This is a genomic window from Klebsiella sp. Q2 (assembly GCF_009900705.1).
In the GTDB taxonomy this organism is placed as follows: Bacteria; Pseudomonadota; Gammaproteobacteria; order Enterobacterales; family Enterobacteriaceae; genus Klebsiella; species Klebsiella quasipneumoniae.
Genome location: NZ_JAAABE010000004.1, coordinates 102,732 through 120,966 on the forward strand (window position 1 = coordinate 102,732; position 18,235 = coordinate 120,966).

17 protein-coding genes and 1 pseudogene are annotated in these 18,235 nt (G+C 58.3%); 10 read left to right on the forward strand and 8 right to left on the reverse strand.

Annotated features, from left to right (window positions below; genetic code table 11):
• Positions 1-17: 17 nt before the first annotated feature.
• Both tsaB and GT756_RS16025 read right to left on the reverse strand, forming a co-directional pair.
• Entirely contained in the window at positions 18-713 is a 696-nt protein-coding gene (gene tsaB / locus GT756_RS16020; RefSeq protein ID WP_017900203.1) for a tRNA (adenosine(37)-N6)-threonylcarbamoyltransferase complex dimerization subunit type 1 TsaB, read from the reverse strand.
• A gap of 145 nt (positions 714-858) precedes the next feature.
• A complete protein-coding gene (locus tag GT756_RS16025; RefSeq protein WP_004175456.1) occupies positions 859-2,769 on the reverse strand; it encodes an ATP-dependent DNA helicase in 1,911 nt (636 codons plus the stop codon).
• Positions 2,770-2,900: 131 nt separating this feature from the next.
• Between GT756_RS16025 and GT756_RS16030 the strand changes: the two genes are divergently transcribed.
• The gene (locus GT756_RS16030) at positions 2,901-3,245 is read left to right on the forward strand and encodes a RidA family protein (RefSeq protein WP_002910910.1); all 345 of its coding nucleotides are present in this window, start codon (positions 2,901-2,903) and stop codon (positions 3,243-3,245) included.
• Here the strand turns inward: GT756_RS16030 and GT756_RS16035 are convergent, their stop codons facing one another.
• Positions 3,246-3,431 carry a YoaH family protein gene (locus GT756_RS16035; protein ID WP_004203339.1) on the reverse strand — a complete coding sequence of 62 codons (186 nt, stop codon included), beginning with the start codon at positions 3,429-3,431 and terminating at the stop codon, positions 3,246-3,248. It abuts the gene before it with no gap.
• Between the two features lie 88 nt (positions 3,432-3,519).
• On the opposite strand from GT756_RS16035, the gene pabB reads away from it, so the two are divergent.
• The 4 genes from pabB to GT756_RS16055 all read left to right on the forward strand — a co-directional run bounded on the left by pabB (position 3,520) and on the right by GT756_RS16055 (position 8,730).
• The gene (pabB, locus tag GT756_RS16040) at positions 3,520-4,875 is read left to right on the forward strand and encodes an aminodeoxychorismate synthase component 1 (RefSeq protein ID WP_049116231.1); all 1,356 of its coding nucleotides are present in this window, start codon (positions 3,520-3,522) and stop codon (positions 4,873-4,875) included.
• A gap of 3 nt (positions 4,876-4,878) precedes the next feature.
• Positions 4,879-5,457 carry a CoA pyrophosphatase gene (locus tag GT756_RS16045; protein WP_004203342.1) on the forward strand — a complete coding sequence of 193 codons (579 nt, stop codon included), beginning with the start codon at positions 4,879-4,881 and terminating at the stop codon, positions 5,455-5,457.
• 162 nt (positions 5,458-5,619) lie between these two features.
• Positions 5,620-6,984: an L-serine ammonia-lyase gene (sdaA, locus tag GT756_RS16050; RefSeq protein ID WP_160124916.1), complete on the forward strand. Its 1,365-nt coding sequence runs from the start codon at positions 5,620-5,622 to the stop codon at positions 6,982-6,984.
• Positions 6,985-7,173: 189 nt separating this feature from the next.
• Complete coding sequence (locus GT756_RS16055; protein ID WP_064794750.1) at positions 7,174-8,730, forward strand: EAL domain-containing protein; 1,557 nt, start codon at positions 7,174-7,176, stop codon at positions 8,728-8,730.
• 36 nt (positions 8,731-8,766) lie between these two features.
• Here GT756_RS16055 and yoaE read toward each other — a convergent pair whose 3' ends face one another.
• Complete coding sequence (gene yoaE / locus GT756_RS16060; protein ID WP_004203354.1) at positions 8,767-10,329, reverse strand: CNNM family cation transport protein YoaE; 1,563 nt, start codon at positions 10,327-10,329, stop codon at positions 8,767-8,769.
• Between the two features lie 446 nt (positions 10,330-10,775).
• Between yoaE and manX the strand changes: the two genes are divergently transcribed.
• The 5 genes from manX to mntP all read left to right on the forward strand — a co-directional run bounded on the left by manX (position 10,776) and on the right by mntP (position 14,975).
• Positions 10,776-11,747, forward strand: coding sequence for a PTS mannose transporter subunit IIAB (gene manX, locus GT756_RS16065; RefSeq protein WP_004203357.1), 972 nt, complete (start codon positions 10,776-10,778; stop codon positions 11,745-11,747).
• A gap of 56 nt (positions 11,748-11,803) precedes the next feature.
• On the forward strand, positions 11,804-12,604 hold the full coding sequence (locus tag GT756_RS16070; protein ID WP_004203359.1) for a PTS mannose/fructose/sorbose transporter subunit IIC: 801 nt from the start codon (positions 11,804-11,806) through the stop codon (positions 12,602-12,604).
• 12 nt (positions 12,605-12,616) lie between these two features.
• Positions 12,617-13,468: a PTS mannose transporter subunit IID gene (locus GT756_RS16075; protein WP_004145526.1), complete on the forward strand. Its 852-nt coding sequence runs from the start codon at positions 12,617-12,619 to the stop codon at positions 13,466-13,468.
• Positions 13,469-13,530: 62 nt separating this feature from the next.
• On the forward strand, positions 13,531-13,989 hold the full coding sequence (locus tag GT756_RS16080; protein ID WP_160124917.1) for a DUF986 family protein: 459 nt from the start codon (positions 13,531-13,533) through the stop codon (positions 13,987-13,989).
• A gap of 419 nt (positions 13,990-14,408) precedes the next feature.
• Positions 14,409-14,975: a manganese efflux pump MntP gene (mntP, locus tag GT756_RS16085; protein WP_017900206.1), complete on the forward strand. Its 567-nt coding sequence runs from the start codon at positions 14,409-14,411 to the stop codon at positions 14,973-14,975.
• Positions 14,976-14,978: 3 nt separating this feature from the next.
• Here the strand turns inward: mntP and rlmA are convergent, their stop codons facing one another.
• From rlmA to GT756_RS16105, 4 genes and pseudogenes are all read right to left on the reverse strand, one after another.
• Complete coding sequence (gene rlmA / locus GT756_RS16090) at positions 14,979-15,773, reverse strand: 23S rRNA (guanine(745)-N(1))-methyltransferase (RefSeq protein WP_087832174.1); 795 nt, start codon at positions 15,771-15,773, stop codon at positions 14,979-14,981.
• A 61-nt stretch (positions 15,774-15,834) separates the two neighbouring features.
• Positions 15,835-17,583: a peptidoglycan glycosyltransferase FtsI gene (gene ftsI, locus GT756_RS16095; RefSeq protein ID WP_004203364.1), complete on the reverse strand. Its 1,749-nt coding sequence runs from the start codon at positions 17,581-17,583 to the stop codon at positions 15,835-15,837.
• Positions 17,584-17,770: 187 nt separating this feature from the next.
• The gene (gene cspE / locus GT756_RS16100; protein ID WP_001062678.1) at positions 17,771-17,980 is read right to left on the reverse strand and encodes a transcription antiterminator/RNA stability regulator CspE; all 210 of its coding nucleotides are present in this window, start codon (positions 17,978-17,980) and stop codon (positions 17,771-17,773) included.
• Between the two features lie 85 nt (positions 17,981-18,065).
• Positions 18,066-18,137, reverse strand: a pseudogene (locus GT756_RS16105) (DUF2627 domain-containing protein); the annotation flags it as partial.
• Between the last annotated feature and the right edge of the window lie 98 nt (positions 18,138-18,235).

Genomic DNA, 18,235 nt, shown 5'->3' on the forward strand with positions numbered 1-18,235 from the left:
CTTCTTGTTACTGAGATTCACTCGCGGCCCGGAAGTTTCTTCCACGCCACCTCGTTACGCAAATAAACCGGCTCCGCTTTCTCCACGGCCACGGTTTTCCCTGCCGCCAGCAGATAACAGGCTAACGGCAGCATATCCTCTGCCGCCGGCAGTTCAATTTCGCCGCTGCTTAAGGTCAGTCCGCTCTCTTTCGCCAGATCCGGCCACGCCTGCCAGCCGGTGCCGACGGTGGCCCATTCGCCAGAAAGCTGTGCCAGCCGTTCGGCCACCGCGTCCGGTTTGAGCACCGCTTCCGTCTCTTCGCCGTGCCAGACGCCCTGCTCGTCGCGCTGATACTCGGCCCAGTAGACTTCCCCCATCCGGGCGTCAATCGCCGCCAGCACGCGGGTGGCGCCGGTTTTGCGCCACGCGCCCTGCGCCATGGTGGCCAGCGTGGAAACACCGATCATCGGCAGCTCCGCGCCCAGCGCCAGCCCCTGAGCGATACCGATGCCAATGCGTACGCCGGTAAAGCTGCCAGGACCGCGGCCAAAGGCCAGCGCGTCCAGCTCGGTCAGGGTGGTGCCGCTCTCGGCGAGGACCTCCTGCACCAGCGGCAGGATACGTTGGGTATGTTCGCGGGGACAAATTTCGAAATGAGCACTAAGGGTGCCATCATTCCACAGCGCTGCGGAGCAGGCTTCTGTGGCGGTATCGATAGCCAAAATTCGCATGGGTGGTCACGCTCTCGTTACATAGTTCAGGCCTTCAGGCAGCCTGTTTTCCGGCAGACGGACAACCCGTCGCCACACCGCCCGAAGTCTAGTGGGAACCGCTAATTAACAAAATGGCGCGCAGCTTAACACATTTCAGGGCGGATTACCTTGCCGGCGGCACGGCGAGAAAGCGCACCGCCCGGCGGATATCGCGGGTTCGCGGCGCCGGCGGCAGACTGGCCAGAAAGACCGCGCCGTAGGGGCGCATCACCAGCCGGTTGTCGCAGATCACCAGCACCCCGCGATCGTCGATATCGCGGATCAGGCGGCCCACCCCCTGCTTAAGGGTGATCACCGCGTCCGGGAGCTGCACTTCATCGAACGGATCGCCGCCGCGCAGCCGGCAATCTTCCATCCGCGCTTTCAGCAACGGATCGTCCGGCGAGGTAAACGGCAGCTTATCAATGATCACCAGCGACAGCGCGTCGCCGCGCACGTCGACCCCTTCCCAGAAGCTGCTGGTGGCCACCAGCAGGGCATTGCCGGCGCTGACGAACTGCTGCAGAAGCTGGCCTTTACTGGTCTCGCCCTGCAGCAGCACCGGCAGAGTCATGGTGGCGCGGAACTGCTCCGCCAGATCGCGCATCATGGCGTGCGAAGTGCACAGCATAAAGCAGCGACCGTCGTTAGCCTCGATCAGCGGCTTGAGCATCGCCGCCAGATGGCGCGCCGCGCCGGGCTGGTTCGGCAGCGGTAGGTTACGCGGCACGCAGAGCAGCGCCTGATGCTGATAGTCAAAGGGGCTCGGCAGCAACAGTGTCTGCGCCTCGTCGATCCCCAGCCGGGCGGTGAAATGGTGCAGATCGTCGTTTACCGACAGTGTCGCCGAGGTAAAGATCCAGCTCCCCGACTTCTGCGCCATCACCTCTTTAAACTTCTCGGCCACGGTCAACGGCGTCAGCGCAAGGGTAAAGTGGCGCGAGGTGCACTCATACCAGTAACTGTAGCCCGGCTGATTGATCTCTTTCAGCCGCTTCAGGCGCCCGCGATAAAGGGTGGCGCGCTCAAAGGCGGCATCGAGCAGCGCCGAGCGCCCCAGCGAGAGTTTGGCGACGTCGTAACACAGTTCAAGCGCATCATCGAGCAGCAGCAGCGCCCGCTGAATGTGGCTGTCCGCCAGCAGTTCGCGCAGGTTTCCGCGGTAGCCAGGGTCCCCCAGCTGCAGGCGGAAATCCTGGGCGCTTTGCGCCAGGCGGTCGGCGCATTTTTGCAGCTGTTGAGTGTCTTTCAGTTCGGTGCGATAGGCAATAGTGATGTCTTTCGCCAGATCCAGCAGCTGGCGGCTGGAGAGCGACTGGCCAAAGTACTGGCTGGCGATATCCGGCAGCTGATGGGCTTCGTCGAAGATCATCACCTCCGCCTCGGGGATCAGTTCGGCAAAGCCGCTCTCTTTGACCACCATATCGGCAAGGAACAGGTGATGGTTGACGACCACTACGTCGGCGTCCATCGCTTTTTTACGCGCCTTCACCACGAAGCAATCTTTATACAGCGGGCAGTCGCTGCCGAGGCAGTTATCGTTGGTACTGGTGACCAGCGGCCAGGCCTGGGAATCTTCCGCCACGCTGGCGCAGGTGCTGATATCGCCATCCTGAGTTTGGTTCGACCAGGAGCGCAGGAGGATCACGTCGCTGAGGGTTTGCACCGGCAGATCGCCGCCCGCCAGCGCCTGCTGTTCCAGGCGTTCGAGGCACAGGTAGTTGGAGCGCCCTTTGAGCAGCGCCAGTTTGCCGGTGAATTTGAGCGCTTTGGCGACGGTGGGCAGATCGCGGCTGTAGAGCTGATCCTGCAGCGCTTTCGACCCTGTGGAGATAATCACCTTTTTTTTCGCCCGCAGCGCTGGCGCCAGGTAAGCGTAGGTTTTACCGGTTCCGGTCCCCGCTTCCACCACCAGCGGCCGGGAGGCCTCAATCGCTTCGCTGACCGCCACCGCCATCTGGCGCTGCGGCTCGCGCGGTTTAAATCCCGGTATGGCTTTGGCTAGCTGGCCGTCTGCTGCAAAATCGTCGATCACATTGCCCCCTGGTTATTTGGACAGTGATTATGTCAGGGAGGGCGGCGTTTCGCCAGTCCGGGTAGTGACGCGAGCGGAACATTATGGCAGTCTTGCCGCAGCTAAATGGAATGCTCAGAGAGGAATGAGAAATGACAATTACGCGTATTGATGCCGAAGCCCGCTGGTCAGATGTAGTGATCCACAATCAGACCCTTTACTACACCGGCGTGCCGGCGAATCTTGATGCCGATGCCTTCGAGCAGACCGCCAACACCCTGGCGCAGATTGACGCGGTGCTGGAAAAACAGGGCAGCGACAAGTCGCGCATTCTTGACGCCACCATTTTCCTCGCCGACAAAAGCGACTTTGCGGCGATGAATAAAGCGTGGGACGCCTGGGTGGTAGCCGGTCACGCCCCGGTGCGCTGCACGGTGGAAGCAACGCTGATGAACCCGCAGTATAAGGTTGAAATCAAAATTATCGCCGCGGTGTAATTACTCGTCTTCGTCTTCATCTTCAAAGCGCGCGACGATCCGTTCGCCGGTATGCGTCGCGCGTAGCTCTTCCGCCACCAGGGCAATCGCCTGGCCGCTGCTCATCCCCTGGGCCATCAGTTCCTGGATACGTTCGACCGCTTTTTGCTGTTGCTCGTGGCTCAGCGAAGGTAAACCTGCAAACATCTTGTACTCCTGCTACATTGTGGGGCGTAATTATTTCACGCCGTCCCCGCCTACGCCAGAGGGACGGTAACGTTCAGGATCGAGAAAGATGTTGTCCCCCGCGATTATTACCCTGCCCTGGCGCCCGGATGCCGCCGAACACTATTTTACGCCGTTAAGCGCCCTGCCCTGGGCGATGCTGCTACATTCCGGCTTTGCCGACCATCCGCATAACCGTTTTGATATCCTGGTGGCGGCCCCGCGCGCCACGCTGCTGACGCGCGGTGAACAGACCTGGGTCGATGACGGCGAGACCACTTTTGTCTCGGCGGACGATCCGCTGCAACTACTCCAGCAGCAGCTGGATCGTCAGCCGTTCACGCCGCAGCCCCATGAGGATTTGCCGTTTCTTGGCGGCGCGCTGGGGCTGTTCGGTTACGATCTGGGCCGCCGTTTTGAGCGACTTCCCACTGTGGCGCAGGCCGATATCGCGCTGCCGGATATGGCGGTGGGGATTTATGACTGGGCGCTGATCGTCGACCATCAGCGCCAGCAGGTGTCGCTGCTCAGCTATGACGACCCGCAGCAGCGTCTGCAGTGGCTGGAGGCGCAAACGTCGGCGCCAGGTGAAACCTTCACCCTGACCTCTGCCTGGCAGTCAAATATGAGCCGCCAGCAATACGGCGAGAAATTTCGTCAGGTGCAGGCCTATCTGCGCAGCGGTGACTGCTATCAGGTCAATCTCGCCCAGCGTTTTCAGGCACGCTACGTCGGGAATGAATGGCAGGCTTTCCGCCAGTTGAACGCCGCCAACCGCGCCCCCTTTAGCGCCTTCATCCGCCTTGCGGAAGGGGCGATTTTAAGCCTGTCGCCGGAGCGATTTATTCAGCTCCGCCAGGGGGAAATCCAGACGCGCCCGATTAAGGGCACCCTGCCGCGGCTCGATTCGCCGCTGGCGGATGCGCAGCAGGCGGAGAAGCTGGCGAACTCGCCGAAAGATCGCGCCGAGAATTTAATGATTGTCGACCTGATGCGCAACGACATCGGCCGCGTCGCCGTCCCGGGCAGCGTGCGGGTCCCCGAGCTGTTCGTGGTGGAGCCCTTCCCGGCGGTCCATCATCTGGTCAGTACCATCACCGCCCGCCTGCCGGCGACGCTGCACGCCAGCGATCTGCTGCGCGCCGCCTTCCCGGGAGGGTCGATCACCGGCGCGCCGAAGGTCCGGGCGATGGAGATTATTGATGAACTGGAACCCCAGCGACGTAACGCCTGGTGCGGGAGCATCGGCTATCTGAGCTATTGCGGCAATATGGATACCAGCATCACCATTCGCACCCTAACGGCCTGGCAGGGGCAACTGTACTGTTCCGCCGGCGGCGGGATTGTGGCGGATAGTGAGGAAGCCGCAGAATATCAGGAAACTTTTGATAAAGTTAATCGTATCCTGCACCAACTGGAGAACTAGACCATGGCGGACCGCGCCCTCAATCTGGATGACTTTCTGTCCCGCTTTCAGCTGCTGCGTCCACAGCCTTCGCCACAGGCGCTAAACCAGCGGCAGGCGGCGGTGCTGGTACCGATCGTACGCCGGCCGCAGCCTGGCCTGCTGTTGACCCAGCGTTCGCCGTTGCTGCGCAAGCACGCCGGCCAGGTCGCCTTTCCCGGTGGGGCGGTAGATAATACCGATGCGACGCTTATCGCCGCCGCTCTGCGCGAAGCCCAGGAAGAGGTGGCGATCCCGCCAGAGAAGGTTGAGGTGATTGGCGTTCTGCCGCCGGTGGACAGTGTCACCGGCTTCCAGGTGACGCCGGTGGTGGGCATTATTCCACCGGATCTGCACTATCACGCCAGCCAGGACGAGGTCTCCGCGGTATTTGAAATGCCGCTCGCCGAAGCCCTGCGCCTCGGGCGCTACCATCCGCTCGATATCCACCGCCGGGGCAACGACCACCGCGTCTGGCTCTCCTGGTACCAGCATTATTTTGTCTGGGGAATGACCGCCGGGATCATTCGCGAGCTGGCGCTGCAGATAGGCGCGCGCCCTTAGCTATACTGATTATGAGAGGGCGCTCTCACTATTAGTAAAATCGCGGTTATCCATTAGTTTAATTCATGTGAATAGTTGAACTGACAGGGCGCTTCCCTCTTACACTATGCGCAGTTATTACATCGTTACCGCACCCGCGGTAACCCTGTCAGGAGTATTATCGTGATTAGTCTATTCGACATGTTCAAGGTGGGGATTGGTCCCTCATCTTCCCACACTGTTGGCCCGATGAAGGCCGGTAAACAGTTCGTCGATGACCTGGTCGAAAAAGGATTGCTTAATGCAGTGACCCGCGTGGCGGTTGACGTCTACGGTTCGCTGTCATTAACCGGCAAAGGCCACCATACGGACATCGCCATTATCATGGGACTGGCGGGCAATCAGCCCGATACGGTCGATATAGACGCGATACCGGCATTTATCCGTGACATCGAGACACGCGGCCGTCTGCTGCTGGCCAACGGTCAGCACGAAGTCGACTTCCCGGCGGATGACGGCATGCGTTTTCGCAGCGACAATCTGCCGCTGCACGAAAACGGCATGACCATTCATGCCTGGGCCGGCGAGAAAGAGATCTACTGCAAGACCTATTACTCGATTGGCGGCGGCTTTATCGTCGATGAAGAGCACTTCGGCAAAGAGAACGCCAACGAACTGCAGGTGCCCTACCCGTTTAAATCGGCGCAGGAAATGCTGGCCTACTGCAAAGAGACCGGCTTGTCGCTCTCCGGGATGGTGATGCAGAACGAGCTGGCGCTGCACAGCAAAAAAGAGATCGAGGACTATTTCGCTAATGTCTGGCAAACCATGCGCGCCTGTATCGACCGCGGCATGAACACCGAAGGCGTGCTGCCTGGCCCGCTGCGCGTACCGCGTCGCGCGTCGGCGCTGCGTCGTCTGCTGGTGGCCAGCGATAAGCTCTCCAGCGATCCGATGAACGTCGTTGACTGGGTCAACATGTTCGCGCTGGCGGTCAATGAAGAGAACGCCGCTGGCGGTCGCGTGGTGACCGCGCCGACCAACGGCGCCTGCGGCATCGTTCCGGCGGTACTCGCTTATTACGATCACTTTATCGAATCCGTCAGCCCGGAGATCTATATCCGCTACTTTATGGCCTGCGGTGCGATCGGCGCGCTGTACAAGATGAATGCCTCCATTTCCGGCGCCGAAGTCGGCTGTCAGGGCGAAGTGGGCGTCGCCTGCTCGATGGCGGCGGCGGGTCTGGCCGAACTGCTCGGCGCCAGCCCGGAACAGGTCTGCGTGGCGGCGGAGATCGGCATGGAACACAACCTCGGACTGACCTGCGACCCGGTCGCCGGCCAGGTACAGGTGCCGTGCATTGAACGTAACGCCATCGCCTCCGTGAAAGCGATCAACGCCGCGCGGATGGCAATGCGCCGCACCAGCGAACCGCGCGTCTCGCTCGATAAAGTGATCGAGACCATGTACGAAACCGGCAAAGACATGAACGCCAAGTACCGCGAAACTTCGCGCGGCGGACTGGCGATTAAAGTTCAGTGTGACTAAAGTGTTGGCTTTCGCCTGCCCCCTCCCGGTGCGCAGGCGTGAAGCGAGGGGATCTGAAAGCCCCCTGCCTTCCTGATGCGCCCTCTGTGGCGCATTTCTTTTTTCTATACCTGACGATATTCTGCCACTACAATTGCTCTATTAAATAAGCCACGCTTAACCACTCGTCCTGTCGACAGGGTGTCGCACATGCAGACTGCACAAAAAGTCATTACGGCCTATCGTCGCAAACGCATTATTGTCTGCCTGCTGGTAGCCCTGGTGACCCTGGGCGCCACCTTAGCCATCCGATTTATTTCGCAGCGTGGCGAAAATGAAGGCTATATTCGCATGGCCGCCAGCCAACGGGTGGCGGCGCTGGATAATATCCTGCGTCCGCTGAGCGCGCAGCGACCCACCCTGCTTCCTCTGGTGGGTCACCCCTGCCCGGATATCCATTTGTCGCTGCGTAAAATCGCGGCCTCGTTGCAGACCGTTCGTTCCGTCGCGCTCGTGACGTCAGGTATCGTTTACTGTTCGAGTATTTTTGGGCCGCGACAGGCGGATTTACATCGCCTGCAGCCTGCGCTTCCTGCACCCCGGCCTCTGCTGCTCTTTTCGAACGACAGCTCCTTGCTCAAAGGCTCACCGGTGCTGATACAGTGGTATCCAGCCTCGGAGAGAGGCGTGGACGGCGTGATGCTGATTGTCAATATCGAGCTGCTGGGGACCTTAATTCTCAACGAAAAATCATCCCTGATAAGCGACGTCAGCCTGCAGGTTGGCGATCGTTATTTTAGCAGCAGCCATGGGCTTCTCGAGAAAGCGCATACCCCGCCGGGAACGGTGATTTATCGCCAGCGCTCTACCGAGTTTCCGTTTATCGTCAATATCAATGGCCCTGGCGCCTCGGCGATTGCGCTTGAGGAGCTGCCCGGCGAGCTACCGCTGGCGCTGATCTTCAGCCTGTTGATGACCGGCATCGCCTGGCTGGCCACCGCCGGCAGAATGAGCTTCTCGCGGGAGATAAGCCTCGGTATTTCCGCCCGGGAGTTTGCTCTCTGGTGCCAGCCGCTGCAGGATGCGCGCAGCGGCCGCTGCTGCGGGGTGGAGATCCTGCTGCGCTGGAACAACCCCCGCCGCGGTGCGATTTCGCCGGAGGTGTTTATTCCCATCGCCGAAGGGGACAATCTGATCATCCCCCTCACCCGCTACGTGATTGCCGAAACCGCCCGCCGTCTGGATGCTTTTCCCCGCGACCGCCAGTTTCATATCGCGATTAACGTCGCGGCCCGCCACTTTGCCAACGGCTTACTGCTGCATGACCTGCATAATTACTGGTTCAGCATGAACCCGGTACAGCAGCTGGTGGTCGAGCTGACCGAACGCGATGTCCTGCAGGATGGCGACCAGCACATGGCCGAAGATCTGCACCAGAAAGGCGTCCAGCTGGCGATCGATGACTTTGGCACCGGCAACAGCTCCCTGTCGTGGCTGGAAACACTGCGCCCGGACGTGCTGAAGATTGACCGCTCGTTTACCAGCTCGGTGGGGATAGACAGCGTCAATGCCACGGTGACAGATATCATTATCGCCCTCGCCAACCGGCTGAATATTATTACCGTTGCCGAAGGGGTGGAGACGCAGGAACAGGAAAGCTACCTCAGAGACCACGGTGTCGATGTGCTGCAGGGGTTTTATTATGCCCGGCCGATGCCGGTGGAGGCATTCCCGGCGTGGCTGGCCAGTCGAGAGGCAACAGAATAACGCGCCGGTCCCCGTGGGGACCGGCGCGCAGGACGATTACTCTTCTTCGTCGCTCGGCGGACGGGTGACCACCGCGCGAACCAGATCGACCCGGTAGTCATTCGCTTCCACCACGGTGAAATGCAACGGCGGCAATGACACCACGTCGCCAATGCGCGGGATATGGCCATTGGCGGAGATCACCAGACCGGCAACCGTAGCAATATCCTCATCGTCATTGATCAGCGGATCCAGCCCCAGCGCCTGCTGCAACGCATGCAGGTCGGTCGACCCCTTAATAAGCCAGCCGTCGCCATCGATAACGATCTCCGGCGTCTCATCGGCGTCCGGGAATTCTCCGGCGATCGCTTCCAGAACGTCCAGCGGGGTCACTAATCCCTGCACCACGCCAAATTCATTGGTCACGATGACGAAACTGCCGCGGGCGCGGCGCAGGACGCCGAGCAGATTGATCGGGTCCAGCGTTTCAGGTACCACAATCGCCGGGGAGGCGGAGGCCAGCGCCGCGACGTTTTCGCCCGACTCCAGAGCCACCAGCATCTCCTTCGCCCGCACGATACCAATGATTTCATCCAGTTCTCCGCGGCAGACCGGGAACAGACTGTGCGGCGACGAAAGCAGCTGACGGCGAATTTCATCTTCACTCTGCTCGGCGTCGACCCAGCTGATTTCCCCGCGCGGCGTCATGATGCTGCGCAGAGAGCGCTGAGCCAGGGTCAGCACGCCGTTAATCATGTAGCGCTCTTCTTCCGCAAAGGCGCCTTCCGGTACCGGCACCGCCGCCGGGCTGTCAGCGTCATGGTTGACGGAGGCCTGTTTATTACGGCCGCCCATCAGACGCAAGATCGCATCCGCGGTACGGGCGCGCAGCGGCAACGTCGACTGGTGACGTACAAAGTTGCGGCGCGCCACCTGGTTAAAGAACTCAATGATGATCGAGAAACCGATCGCCGCGTAAAGGTACCCTTTCGGAATATGGAAGCCAAACCCTTCCGCCACTAGACTCAGGCCGATCATCAACAGGAAGCTCAGACAGAGCACCACCACCGTCGGGTGCTGGTTGACAAAGCGCGTCAACGGCTTGGAGGCCAGCAGCATCATGATCATCGCGATCACGACCGCTGCCATCATCACCGGCAGATGGTTCACCATCCCGACCGCGGTGATCACCGCGTCCAGTGAGAAGACGGCATCCAGCACTACGATCTGCAGTACCACCACCCAGAAACTGGCATAGCCTTTCCCGTGACCGGCATCGTGCTGGCGGTTTTCCAGCCGTTCATGCAGCTCAGTTGTCGCCTTGAACAGCAAGAAGATCCCGCCAAGCAACATGATGAGGTCACGCCCGGAAAAGGAGAAATCGGCGATAGTAATCAGCGGCTTCGTCAGCGTCACCATCCAGGAGATCACCGACAGCAGCCCCAGGCGCATCACCAGCGCCAGCGACAGGCCGATCAGTCGCGCTTTATCACGCTGCTTCGGCGGCAGTTTGTCCGCCAGGATGGCAATAAACACCAGGTTATCAATACCAAGCACAATTTCCAGAACGATAAGCGTCAACAGGCCGGCCCAGATTGAGGGATCCATTAACAATTCCATGTGCGACTCCGGTTAGCGGCAAGGTCAGTCATCGCCATGTCATGCACGGACGCGACAATAGATGCTGAAAGATAAGCGTGATGCGTGGAGGTGGCAACCAGGTGCCAGAAAGTGAAAAGACGTCGATGACGGTCCATACTGCGGGCTATGCCCTATACTCCTGAGTAATTAAACGGAAGTTAAACATAGCAAAATATAGAGCGAAATTGGAAAAGATTTACCTGAATTTGCAATAACTAAGGCTATTTTTTGCGCTGCAAAATTATTAGCAGGCGATGCCTGATTAACGGATCTTCATCACATTAATTATTTTTTCACTGTCTAAAATAATTCGCGGTAGTAACTATTTTCTATCTTACACCCTAACTGAATCGATTTTGTCCTCAAGAGTGATTCAGGATGTATCAAAGCAGATGATGCATTCACGATAATAAAGGAGGTAGCAAGTGACGATTGCTATTGTAATAGGCACACATGGTTGGGCTGCAGAACAGCTGCTGAAAACAGCAGAGATGCTGTTGGGCGAGCAGGAAAACGTTGGCTGGATCGATTTCGTTCCGGGTGAAAACGCCGAAACGCTGATCGAGAAATACAATGCCCAGTTGGCAAAACTGGATACCAGTAAAGGCGTGCTGTTTCTCGTCGATACATGGGGAGGCAGCCCGTTCAACGCTGCGAGCCGCATTGTCGTCGATAAAGAGCACTACGAAGTTATCGCCGGCGTCAACATCCCGATGCTGGTGGAAACCTTCATGGCCCGCGATGACGATCCTTCCTTTGATGAGCTGGTCGCCTTAGCGGTAGAGACCGGCAGCGAAGGCGTGAAAGCGCTGAAGGCCAAACCGGTGGAAAAAGCGGCCCCTGCGCCCGCTCCAGCCGCGGCGCCAAAAGCCGCCGCACCGGCCAAACCGATGGGCCCGAATGACTACATGGTGATTGGCCTCGCGCGTATCGACGATCGCCTGATCCATGGTCAGGTCGCCACCCGTTGGACCAAAGAGACCAACGTCACCCGCATCATCGTCGTCAGCGACGAAGTCGCCGCGGATACCGTGCGCAAAACCCTGTTGACCCAGGTTGCGCCGCCGGGCGTCACCGCCCACGTGGTGGACGTCGCCAAAATGATCCGCGTCTACAACAACCCGATGTACGCCGGACAGCGCGTCATGCTGCTGTTTACTAACCCGACCGACGTTGAGCGCGTCGTCGAGGGCGGCGTGAAAATCACCAGCGTCAACATCGGCGGTATGGCGTTCCGCCAGGGCAAAACCCAGGTTAACAACGCGATTTCGGTCGATGCCAAAGATATTGAGGCGTTTAACAAGCTGAACGCACGCGGTATCGAGCTGGAGGCACGTAAAGTGTCCACCGACCCGAAACTGAAAATGATGGATCTGATCGCCAAGGTCGATAAATAACCCGGACGATCGCGCCCCAGTTTTCACTTTAAGACTTAATCAACAGGAGAAGTACAATGGAGATTACCCTTCTTCAGATTGTGCTGGTGTTCATCGTCGCGTGTATTGCGGGTATGGAGTCGGTGCTTGATGAATTTCAGTTCCACCGTCCTCTGGTCGCCTGTACGCTGATCGGCGCCGTTCTCGGCGATATGAAAACCGGTATTATTATCGGCGGTACGCTGGAAATGATCGCCCTGGGCTGGATGAACATCGGTGCGGCGGTTGCCCCTGATGCCGCGCTGGCGTCCATTATTTCCACCGTTCTGGTTATTGCCGGCCATCAGAGCATCGGCGCCGGCATCGCGCTGGCTATCCCGCTGGCGGCTGCAGGCCAGGTGCTGACCATCATCGTGCGTACTATCACCGTAGCCTTCCAGCACGCGGCGGATAAAGCGGCGGAGAATGGCAACCTGACCGCCCTGTCGTGGCTGCACGTCTCGTCCCTGTTCCTGCAGGCGATGCGTATCGCTATCCCGGCCGTCATCGTGGCCATTTCCGTCGGTACCAGCGAAGTCCAGGGCCTGCTGAACGCAATCCCTGAAGTGGTCACCAGCGGCCTGAACATTGCCGGCGGCATGATCGTGGTGGTTGGTTACGCGATGGTCATCAATATGATGCGCGCGGGCTACCTGATGCCGTTCTTCTACCTCGGCTTCGTCACCGCCGCCTTCACCAACTTCAACCTGGTGGCCCTGGGCGTGATTGGCGCGGTCATGGCAATCCTCTACATCCAGCTGAGCCCGAAATATAACCGCGTCGCCGGTGCCCCGGCTCAGGCGGCTGGTAACAACGATCTCGATAACGAACTGGACTAACAGGTGAGCGAAATGGTTGATATGACTAAAAATACCACCGAGAAAAAACTCACTCAGAGTGATATTCGTGGCGTGTTCATTCGTTCTAACCTGTTCCAGGGTTCATGGAACTTCGAACGTATGCAGGCGCTGGGCTTCTGCTTCTCTATGGTTCCGGCGATTCGTCGTCTGTACCCGGAGAATAACGATGCGCGTAAGCAGGCGATTAAGCGCCACCTTGAGTTCTTCAATACCCATCCTTACGTTGCCGCTCCGGTACTGGGCGTAACGCTGGCGATGGAAGAGCAGCGCGCCAATGGCGCAGAGATTGACGATGGCGCTATCAACGGCATCAAAGTCGGTCTGATGGGACCGCTGGCCGGCGTCGGCGACCCAATCTTCTGGGGCACTGTGCGTCCGGTGTTCGCGGCCTTAGGCGCCGGGATCGCGATGAGCGGAAGCCTGCTCGGCCCTCTGCTGTTCTTTATCCTGTTCAACGCGGTGCGACTGCTGACCCGCTACTATGGCGTCGCCTACGGCTACCGCAAAGGCGTGGACATCGTGAAAGATATGGGCGGCGGCTTCCTGCAGAAACTGACTGAAGGGGCGTCAATCCTCGGCCTGTTTGTCATGGGGGCGCTGGTTAACAAGTGGACGCACGTGAACATTCCGATGGTGGTGTCAAAAATCACCGGCTCTGACGGACAGGTTCATGTCACCACGGTGCAGACGATCCTCGACCAGCTGATGCCGGGCCTGGTACCGCTGCTGCTGACCTTCGCCTGTATGTGGCTGCTGCGTAAGAAAGTTAACCCGCTGTGGATCATCGTTGGCTTCTTCGTCATCGGTATCGCAGGCTACGCTGTCGGCCTGCTGGGTCTGTAATTTCCAGGTTGTACGCCGGGGGCTAGCCCCCGGCTTTTTTTTATCAGGAGGAACGCAAAGCAATGACATTCACGGACCTGGTGATCATCCTGTTCATCCTTGCGCTACTGGCCTACGCGGTGTATGACCAGTTTATTATGCCGAGGCGCAACGGCCCGGTGCTGCTGGCCATTCCCCTGCTTCGCCGCAGCCGCGTTGACGGCCTGATCTTTGTCGGCCTCATCGCCATTCTAATCTATAACAACATCACCCAGCACGGCACCCCAATCACCACCTGGCTATTGTCTGCGCTGGCGCTGATGGGACTCTATTTATTCTGGATCCGTACGCCGAAAATCATTTTCAAACCGCGCGGCTTTTTCTTCGCCAACGTGTGGATAGAATATCAGCGAATTAAAGAGATGAATTTATCCGAAGACGGCGTGCTGGTGATGCAATTAGAGCAACGGCGGCTGCTGATTCGCGTACGAAATATCGACGATCTGGAGAAGATATACAAACTTCTTGTTTCAAATCAATGAGTTATAAATATAGCCAGCGCTATGTTTTTTCCGATTTCGTCTGGGGGATTATATAGCCATGGCTATATTTCCCCACCTGTTCTTCTGTTTTTCATTAACTATTTATTTACTTATAAATTCAAATGAAAATCGTTATCATTTGGTTATTAAAATAGCCCTCTTCTGTTATTGTTTTATATTCTAAAAATATGTTAAGGTTGCGCCCGTCGTTGGGGAGTAGCCGATTTCCTGCCCGCCAGGAAATGTACGTGTCAACATACTCGTTGCAAAACGTGGCACGTACGGGTTGAAGTGATTCAATCAGGCGAGACCATAGATACATCACTGCTGTACGTATTGCTCAGCCATTGAGCGGCTCCGCGTATATTTACTGGGGGCAGCGATGTGTCATATGGATTATCCCCGGTCAGGACAGGCACATGAATTTATCCGCAACCCTTCTTCTCGCTTTCGGCATGTCTATGGACGCCTTCGCGGCCTCTATTGGCAAAGGCGCCACCCTGCACAAACCCAAATTCTCAGAAGCAGTGCGCACCGGGCTGATTTTTGGCGCTATTGAAACCCTGACGCCGCTGGTCGGCTGGGGACTGGGCATGCTGGCCAGCCAGTTTGTTCTCGAATGGAACCACTGGATTGCCTTTATTCTGCTGGTGTTTCTCGGCGGGCGGATGATCATCGAGGGGTTTCGCGGCGACAGCGACGAGGCGTGCGAGGCGCCTCGCCGGCATGGCTTCTGGCTGCTGGTCACCACCGCCTTCGCCACCAGCCTTGACGCCATGGCGGTCGGCGTCGGCCTGGCCTTCCTGCAGGTCAGCATTGTCACCACCGCGCTGGCGATCGGCTGCGCCACCTTTATCATGTCGACGCTGGGGATCATGGTAGGTCGCTTTATCGGCCCGCTGCTGGGCAAACGGGCCGAAATTCTCGGCGGTATCGTGCTGATTGGCATCGGCAGCGAAATCCTCTGGAGCCATTTCGCCGGTTAAGCTTTACTCCTCGCGCTGCCAGCAATGGATCATAAAATCGGTCTGGCAGCCAAAGGTTGCCTGCTGACGCAGCGCGTCATGCACGTCGGCCTTGGCCCGCCACGCGAACGGCGTCATCTGCAGCAGAGCCTGCGCTTCACTTCCCGTCAGGGTCATCGGATAAGCCAGCTGCTGCTGAGCAGCCAGGCGGAACCCCGGCATCGCTTCCGTCTTCAGCTCATGCAGGCGGATCTCATCGTAAATCAGCCCTTTCAGCTCCAGCAAATGGCGGGGTCCCGGCGTGGCGGTGATCACCCACCCGCCAGGCCGCACCACTCGCGCCAGCTCACCGGCGTTGCAGGGGGCGTAAATGCGCACTACCGCATCGAAGCTGTTATCGGAGAACGGCAGACGCTGGCTGGAGGCGACGCAAAAATTCACCTGCGGATAGCGTTTTGCCGCCGCGCGAATTGCCGGCTTCGACACGTCCAGCCCCCAGCTGCGGCTGGCGATGGCGGCAAACGCGTGGGTGTAATATCCTTCGCCACAGCCGATATCCAGTAACGCCTGAGGGGCAGCGTGCCGCAGTCGTTCAGCGATAGCATCCCGCAGCGGCTGATAATGCCCGGCGTCAAGGAACGCCCGACGGGCCTGCATCATCTCAGCGCTGTCGCCGGGATCGCGCGACCGTTTGAACTGCACCGGTAGCAGATTGACGTACCCCTCTTTCGCCAGATCGAACTGGTGCCGCTGCGGGCAGGAATAGTGGTTGTCGCTACGGCTGAGCGGCGCGTGGCAAAGGGGGCAACTGTATGACATGACGGCTCCGGTGTCGCTGAAAGGGCGAAAGTGTAGCGCTATTCGCCCTTGCAGACCACTGTTACAGCGCCGGCGCCAGCGGGTGGCTGTCGTGCATGACGATCAGATTCTCCGCGCCTTGCGGCATACCGTCCGGCATGACGTTCTCCAGCCGCAGGACGTCGCCCATAATCTGGCTGAATACCGGGGCGGAAACGGCCCCGCCGTAATACGAGCCATTGCTCGGATCGTTCATCACTACCACCAGCGCGAACTGCGGACGGCTGGCGGGCGCCACGCCGGCGGTATAGGCCACATATTTATCAATATATTTGCCGTCCGGGCCGATCTTCTTCGCCGTCCCCGTTTTTACCGCCACCCGGTAGTCGCGCACCGCCGCCTTGGTGCCGCCTCCGCCCGGGAGCGCCACGCTCTCCATCATATGCTCCACGCTGTGGACAATATTCTCCGGCATTACGCGCGTGCCAATCACTGGCGGGTCGATGCGGGTGATCGACAACGGTCGTTCAATGCCGAAGCCGCCGATGGTGGCATAAACATGCGCCAGCTGGAGCGGGGTCACCATCAAACCATAGCCGAAAGCGAAGGTGGCGCGATCCAGTTGCCCCCAGTAGCGACGATGCGGCATCAGCCCAGCGCTTTCCCCGGTCAACCCCAGCCCCGTCGGCTCGCCGAAACCGAAAGCCGTATAGGTGTCAATCAGATGCTGCACCGGCATGGCCAGCGAGAGATGCGACACGCCGGTATCGCTGGATTTCTGCAGGATCCCGGTCAGGCTCAGCTCCGGATAATAGCCGACATCGCGGATACGGTGGCCGTCAAGGACAAACGGATGGGTGTCCACCACGCTGTCCGGCTGGACAATCCCCTGCTGCAGCGCGGTCATGATCACCAGCGGTTTGACGGTCGACCCCGGCTCGAAGGTATCGCTGATGGCCCGGTTGCGAAAATCATCCAGCGTTGCGGCATCGCGATTGTTTGGATTGAAGTCGGGATAGCTGGCCATCGCCAGGATCTCGCCGGTATCGATTTTGATCAGCACCGCTGCCCCGGACTCGGCTTTATTCCAGCGAACAGCGTTATCGAGGGCATCTTCCGTTACCGTCTGCAGGCGCTCATCGATACTCAACTGCAGATTATGCGCCGGCACCGGCGGTACTTCGGTAATATTCTCAATCACATTGCCATGTTTATCTTTACGCACCAGACGTCGCCCGGGTTTACCGGTCAACTGGGCGTTGAAGCTTTTCTCCACCCCTTCGATGCCCTGATTATCGACATTGGTAAAGCCCAGCAGATTGGCAGCCACGTGGCCTGCCGGATAGAAACGCCGCGATTCATCACGCAGGTAGACGCCAGGCAGATGCAGTTTATCAATCCACTCCGCCTGCTCGGGATTGATCTGCCGCGCCAGATAGAGAAAGCGGGCGTGAGGATGGCTCTGTACCCGCTGGGCCAGTTCCCCGAGGTTGAGATGCAGCGCTTCGGCCATCGCCTGCCATCGGGGCCCGTAGCCGACGCCGCCTTTCTCCATGGTGGTCTGCGGATCGATCCAGATCGCGCTAACCGGAACGCTCACCGCCAGCGGTCGTCCTTCCCGGTCGGTGATCATCCCCCGCTCAACCGCAACGGGCTCTTCGCGCAGAGAACGCATATCCTCTTGTTTTACCAGATTATCGGGGGAAACAATCTGCAGCCAGCCCACGCGGGCCAATAGCAGTCCCAGACAACCGAGTATGGCCACACAGAGTAACCCGAAGCGAATCGGGGTAAAGCTGGCGGCGGACTTCATTTTTTTGTTTAGCACCATAGCTCCGGCATTGTTTTGCAACCAACTGATTTAACAGAAAATTAGCAAAACAGACTGCTACACAATGCTAATAAAGTTGAGTATTTGCAACAAGACGCGACGAGAGGGGGAGAAATGACATGCTTTGCAATAAAAACGCAAAAGCCCCGCACAGGCGAGGCTTTTATACAAGAAGAGTGGTCTTGTATCAGATAGCAGTTACGTTAACTGCAGCCGGACCTTTCTGGCCGTCCTGAATTTCGAACTCAACGTTCTGGCCTTCAGCCAGAGTTTTGAAGCCGTTACCCTGGATAGCGGAGAAGTGTACGAACACATCTTTGCTGCCATCAGCCGGAGTAATGAAACCAAAACCTTTAGACTCGTTGAACCACTTAACTTGACCTTTAATCTTTGCCATTTGCAAAATTCCTTAGACTGTTTTCTTCGCCTGCTGGCGTTTACATAGATAAAACTGACACATAACTGCATGAGGCACTAATTTAAGGTTCGGCAGAGAAGCGGTATTCAACGACAACGTGTTTACTCAGGACTTCTTTACTGAAAATGCCACACATAAACAGAACTGTACCTCGTTTAACCCGAAAGGTGTTATCACACACTACGTAAATAATGGCAAGCCATTTTTAAACGTGTCTCGATCGTTCGCACAAAT